Origin of the sequence: Phenylobacterium sp., assembly GCF_030645195.1 — a bacterium.
Taxonomy (GTDB): Bacteria; Pseudomonadota; Alphaproteobacteria; order Caulobacterales; family Caulobacteraceae; genus Phenylobacterium.
In genome coordinates, this window is record NZ_JAUSLW010000018.1 from 1 (window position 1) to 5,468 (window position 5,468).

At 69.8% G+C, this 5,468-nt stretch carries 8 protein-coding genes; all 8 read right to left on the reverse strand.

From position 1 onward, the window contains the following. Window positions 1-293, reverse strand: a 293-nt coding sequence (locus tag Q7T09_RS01625; RefSeq protein ID WP_304697220.1) for an MFS transporter, incomplete at its 3' end; no start/stop codon positions are given. Between the two features lie 155 nt (window positions 294-448). Continuing rightward, window positions 449-1,711, reverse strand: a complete 1,263-nt coding sequence (locus Q7T09_RS01630; protein WP_304697221.1) for a TCR/Tet family MFS transporter — start codon at window positions 1,709-1,711, stop codon at window positions 449-451. 57 nt (window positions 1,712-1,768) lie between these two features. After that, entirely contained in the window at window positions 1,769-2,236 is a 468-nt protein-coding gene (locus Q7T09_RS01635; RefSeq protein WP_304697222.1) for an SRPBCC family protein, read from the reverse strand. A gap of 266 nt (window positions 2,237-2,502) precedes the next feature. Beyond that, complete coding sequence (locus tag Q7T09_RS01640) at window positions 2,503-2,844, reverse strand: helix-turn-helix transcriptional regulator (RefSeq protein ID WP_304697223.1); 342 nt, start codon at window positions 2,842-2,844, stop codon at window positions 2,503-2,505. Beyond that, window positions 2,835-3,278 (reverse strand): VOC family protein, encoded by a 444-nt coding sequence (locus tag Q7T09_RS01645; RefSeq protein WP_304697224.1) that lies wholly within the window; start codon window positions 3,276-3,278, stop codon window positions 2,835-2,837. Before Q7T09_RS01645 ends, Q7T09_RS01640 begins: the two co-directional genes overlap by 10 nt. Window positions 3,279-3,289: 11 nt before the next feature. Next, complete coding sequence (locus Q7T09_RS01650; RefSeq protein WP_304697225.1) at window positions 3,290-3,739, reverse strand: VOC family protein; 450 nt, start codon at window positions 3,737-3,739, stop codon at window positions 3,290-3,292. Window positions 3,740-3,792: 53 nt separating this feature from the next. After that, window positions 3,793-5,001 (reverse strand): ectonucleotide pyrophosphatase/phosphodiesterase, encoded by a 1,209-nt coding sequence (locus tag Q7T09_RS01655; RefSeq protein ID WP_304697226.1) that lies wholly within the window; start codon window positions 4,999-5,001, stop codon window positions 3,793-3,795. 94 nt (window positions 5,002-5,095) lie between these two features. Then, window positions 5,096-5,468: 50S ribosomal protein L17 (gene rplQ, locus Q7T09_RS01660; protein WP_304697227.1), on the reverse strand; the 373-nt coding region annotated here is incomplete at its 5' end.

Genomic DNA, 5,468 nt, shown 5'->3' on the forward strand with positions numbered 1-5,468 from the left:
GAGATCAGGATCACCGGCCTGCGCCCGAACCGGTCGCTCAGCATGCCGATCACCGGGGCGGCGAAGAACTGGGCCACCGACCAGGCGGCCACCAGCACGCCCACCCAGCGGGCGGCCGAAGAGACCTGTCCGCCCACCAGCTCCTCCACCAGCCGGGGCAGGACCGGGAAGACCATGGTGTGGCTGACCACGTCCAGGCAGATGGTGATGGCGATGAACGGCAGGCCGGCCTTGCGGACGGCGCTGCGCGCGGGCGCCCCCGAGGCGGGGCTGGGGTCGAGGAACGGGGTCATGAAGTATCTCGATGCGCCGACCGCCGGGGCGGTCGGGGAAAGACGGTCGCGAGGTGAACCGGCCGGCGGCCGGCGCCTAGGCCCTCATCGTCTATGTCCGCGTCGTCGCCATGATGCCGCTCAGCCTAGACGTGTGGTTCCGAAAGGCAAGCGGCCTATTGCGCCGGAACCGGCGTCGCCGCGGCGGGGGCGTGGGCGACCCGCACTCCCAGCAGCAGGGCCATCAGCATCAGGAAGGCGGCCAGGTAGATGGCCAGGCCCGGGGCGTGCAGGATCGCCTCGTGCTGCAGCGACCAGGCGAAGGTCATGCCGAAGATCGCCGGGCCGATCACCGAGGCGATGCCCTGCAGGCTCTGGTTGGCGCCCTGGAGCTGGCCCTGGTGGGTGGGCCCCACCCGCCGGGTCATCAGGCCCTGCAAACCCGGCTGCAGGAAGCTCATCACCGCGAACACCGGGGCGGAGGCGATGTAGAACCAGCCCGTCGGCGCGAAGCCATAGAGGGCGAAACCGACGCAGCCGCCCGCCGCCCCCAGCAGCAAGGCGCCGCGCTCACCGATTCGGCTCACCACGGGCCCCACCAGCAGGGTCTGGACCGTCACCCCCAGCAGGCCCGTCGCCATCATGGTCAGGCCGATGATCCCGGGGCTCCAGCCGTAGCGGTAGCCGGAATAGAGCACGAAGATCGAGGGCAGCACCGTGTGGGCGAGCTGGAACAGGAAGCCGACCCCGGCCAGGCCCAGCAGGTCGCCGTGCGCCCGCAGGAAGGTCAGCGACCCCACCGGATTGGCCCGCTTCCAGTCGAAGCTGGTGGTGCGCTTCTCCGCCGGCAGGGATTCCGGCAGGACGAAATAGCCGTAGATCCAGTTGATCGCCGTCAGGCCGCCGGCCACCAGGAACGGCAGCCGCAGGTCGAAGTCGGCCAGGAAGCCGCCCAACGCCGGGCCCACCAGGAAACCGAAGGAGAAGGCCGAGCCCATCCAGCCGAAGGCCTTTGCCCGCTCCTGCGGCGGGGTCACGTCGGCCACATAGGCGTTGGCGGTGGAGAAGCTGGCCGCCGTCAGTCCGTTCAGCACCCGGCCGACGAACAGCCAGGCGAGGTTGGGGGCGAACGCCATGAACATGAAGTCGATGGCCAGGCCGAACAGCGAGATCAGCAGCACCGGCCGCCGTCCGATCCGGTCGCTCAGCATCCCCAGCACCGGCCCGCAGAACAGCTGCATCAGCCCCCAGACCGTGGCGAACAGCACGTTCCACTGGGCGGCGGCGGCGGTGTCGCCACCGGTGAAGCTCTTGATCAGGTTGGGCAGGACCGGGATCATGATCCCGAAGGAGACCGCGTTCATCACCGAGCAGGCGAAGATGAAGCCGAAGGCGGCCTTCCGGCGGGCGGCCGTGGGCGTGGAAGATCCGTCGGTCATGGTCGCATTTCCCCCTCGCATCGACCTTGAAACAAACCGAGAACTCGCGCAACCGCGTTATGCCGCCCGCGCCCCGTAGCTCGCCAGCAGCCCCTGCCACCACTCGGCCAGCCGCATCAGCAGGACCTGGTCGGGGAAGCCATGGCGGGCGGCGCTGCCGGCCGGGACCTGGTCGAAGCCGCGGTGCTCGATACTGACCCGGGTCTCGGCCCCGACGCTCTCGAACCGCACCTCCACCTCGGTCTTAAGCTCCAGCGGGAAGTTCGCCTGTCGCCAGGAGAATTCCAGCCGGTGCGGCGGCTCCCAGGCGGTGATGCGCCCGATCTCGAACACCTTGCCATTGGCCAGGGTCTCGATGAGCCGCCCGCCCTGCCCGGGCTCGAAGGCCAGGACGCCTGGCGCCCGCGGCGTGGTCTGAAACAGGCCGTTAGGCTTCCACCAGGTGCCGATCTCGCCGACGAAGACCTCGAAGGCCCGCTCCGGCGTGGCCTTCACCCGCAGGGCGACGAAGACCTTGGAGGTCACGATTTTCCTCCCCCGTTCACGGGGAGGGGTATCGCATAGGCGCAGGTCCGCAGATGCTCCCCCTCTGGGGGAGCTGGCGCGAAGCGCCTGAGGGGGACTTTGACTCCCTTAAGCGACCGCTCGAACCGCACGAAGAACGCATTCCAGTCCCCCTCACCCGGCCTTGCGGCCGGGAGCTCCCCCAGGGGGGGGAGCATCTGACGACGAAGCCGCCCGGCCATATGCGATAGCCCTGCGTTCACGGGGGAGGAAAAGGAGACGGGAGGTCACGGGGCCTTCTCGACATGGGCCTTGAAGGCCAGCAGTTGTTCGCTCCACAGCCGCTCGCTCTCCTCCAGCCAGCGCAGCAGGTGGGTCATGGGTTCGGGCCTCAGGGCGTAGATGCGCACCCGCGCATCGAAGGGCGGATGGGATTCCGCCACCAGGCCGCTCTCACGCAGGGTCCGCAGGTGGCGGCTCATGGCCGGGGCCGGCAGGCCGAGCTCCCGGGCCAACTCGCCGGCCTGGCGCGGCCCGCGGCTGAGCAGGTCCACCACCCGGCGGCGGTGGGGGTCGGCGAGCGCGGCGAGCGTCCTGTCGAGCTGGGCCTGGGGCAAGGTCAGACCCAACCCGTGATCTTCAGCCCGCTGGCGGCCTCGGCTTCCTCGCGGCTCACCACCTTCACCGTTTGGGAGACGTTCCAGATGTGTCCCTCGAGGTCGCGACAGCGATAGGTGCGGTCGCCGTAGAACTGGGTCTCCGGCTCGGCGTGGATGACGGCCCCGGCGGCGCGCGCGCGCGCACAGTGGGCGTCGATGTCGTCGTCGATCTGGAGGCTGACGGTCTGGGTGTTCTTGCCGCCGATGGACCTGGGGCTCTTGTGATCTTCCGTCCACTCGGAGCCCACCATCACCACGCTGTCGCCGAAGCTGAGCTGGGAGTGGGCGACATTGCCGTCGGCGTCCTCCAGCAACATGGTCAGCTCCAGGCCGAAGGCCTTCTGCAGCCAGTCGATGGCCGCCCGGGGGTCCTGGTAGAACAGCGCCGAACTCATCCGCGCCATGGGTCTGCTCCTTACAGCGAGGTTACGATGTCGTGGCCGGTGGCCCTGGCCACCTGGTCCTGGGTGAGGACCTGGACCGTCTGGCCGAAGGACCAGGGGTGATCCTCGGGGTCCAGGCAGGTATAGACCCGGTCGCCATAGGCCTGGGTCTCGGGCTCCCGCTCGATGCGGGCCCCGGCCGCCCGGGCCCGTTCGCAATGGGCGTCGATCCCGCCCGAAAGCTGCACATGGACCGACTGGGTGGCGCGGCCGCCGAAGGCGACCGGCGTCGTGGCCTTGTCGCGCGGCGGGCCGACGATCATGACCACCCCACCCTCGATCATGGTCTCGGAATGGATGACCCCGCCGGCCCCGTCGTCCACCACCAGGGTGGTCTCGAAGCCAAAGGCCCCTTCCAGCCAGGCGAGCGCCACGCGGGGCTCGCGATACCAGATCACCGGGCTGATGGCGGGGCGGGTCACGGCGGCCTCCGGAACTACCTTCTCAATTCCGGAATATTTCTACCTTTTTGCAATTACCTGTCAAGCGCCCGCCTCAGCCCCGACAGCCGCCCGTCGCTCGCCTCCGGCCTCACCCCCAGCAGCCGGGCGACGAAGGGATAGACATCGACATTGTCCACGGTGGGCAGCCGCACGCCCCGGCGGATATGCGGCCCCTGGGCCACGAACACCGCGGCCATCTCGGGCTCCTGGGGATCGTAGCCATGGGCGCCCCCCTCGATCGGCGTCTTGGCCACGGCCGCCCGCGTGGTGATCTCCCAGCCGGTCTGGGCCAGGCAGAAGATCGGCGGGATGCGCCGGTGGGTCCCGAAGTGGAAGCGCGCCGGGATCTCGCCCTTCCGCCAGCAGGTCATGTGCTCGTGGGGACCCAGCAGGGCCTGCTCCACCTCCGCCGCCCGGCCCGGCGCCGGGACAACGGTCATGAAGGCGCCCATGGCCAGCCGCCGTCCGGCCTCGGCCGGCAGGAGGTCCTCCACATAGATCGCCCGCCGCGGCGAGACCGCCGCCATGCCGTGGTCGGCGGTGATCACCAGATCGGCGGCCAGTCCCCTGGCCTTGAGCCCGGCCACCAGCCGGCCCAGCGCCGCGTCGGTATGGGCCACGGCGGCGTTCAAGGCCGCGCTGTCGGGGCCGTCATGGTGGCCGGCGGTGTCGGTCTCGTCGAAATAGAGGCTGATGAAGCCGGGCCGGCGATCGGCCGGCAGATCGAGCCAGGCCAGCACCTGGTCGACCCGGGCCTCGGCGCTCATCGTCTGGTCGAAGGTCAGCCAGTAGGTCGGCTGCGCCCCCTGGATGGCGGTTTCCGAGCCGGGCCAGAAGACGCTGGCCGACCGCACCCCCTGGCGCTCGGCGGTCACCCACAGGGGCGTGGCGTCGTCCCACCAGCGCGGGTCCTTCACCGTCGATCGGTCCCCCAGGCCGAAGGTGACCCCGGGGATCAGGGGGTCGATCATCACATTGTCCACCAGGCCGTGGCGGTCGGGCCTCAGGCCGGTCACCAGGGTGTAGTGGTTGGGATAGGTCTTGGAGGGGAAGGAGGGCCGCACCGCCCCCCGCGCGCCCGCGGCCGCCAGCCGCGACAAGTTGGGCGTGATCCCCCGGTCCAGATAGTCGGCCCGGAACCCGTCCATGGAGACCAGGATCACCAGGGGCTTGTCGGCGGCCGCGGCGGGACCGGCGATCAGCCACAGGACGGCGGCGAGGCGGAGGATCAGATGGCGCATTCGGCCTGCTTAGCGGAGGTCGATGACAGCTCCGAAACGCAAAAACCCCGGACATCGCTGTCCGGGGCTTCTGAACTTGGCTGGGCCGTTCGGCTCAATCCTCGGTGTAGGACGCGTCCTGCACGGGGCCGGAGTCCTTGCCCTTTTCGGCCGGATCACGGTCGACGAACTCGATCACGGCCAGGGCCGCGTTGTCGCCGTAGCGGAAGCCCGCCTTCAGGACGCGGATATAGCCGCCGTTGCGGGCCTTGTAGCGCGGACCGATCACGGCGAAGAGCTTGCCGACCTGCTCGACGTCGCGGACCTTGCTGATGGCCTGACGGCGGGCGTGCAGGTCGCCGCGCTTGGCGAGCGTCACCAGCTTCTCGACCACGGGGCGGAGCTCCTTGGCCTTCGGCAGGGTGGTCACGATCTGCTCGTGCTTGATCAGGCTCGCCGCCATGTTGGCGAACATCGCGGTGCGGTGG

Excerpts from the sequence above, each read along its gene's own strand:
- Q7T09_RS01630 (WP_304697221.1), bottom strand. The coding sequence starts at position 1,711 with ATGACCGACGGATCTTCCACGCCCACGGCCGCCCGCCGGAAGGCCGCC.
- Q7T09_RS01645 (WP_304697224.1), bottom strand. The coding sequence starts at position 3,278 with ATGGCGCGGATGAGTTCGGCGCTGTTCTACCAGGACCCCCGGGCGGCC.
- Q7T09_RS01655 (WP_304697226.1), bottom strand. The coding sequence starts at position 5,001 with ATGCGCCATCTGATCCTCCGCCTCGCCGCCGTCCTGTGGCTGATCGCC.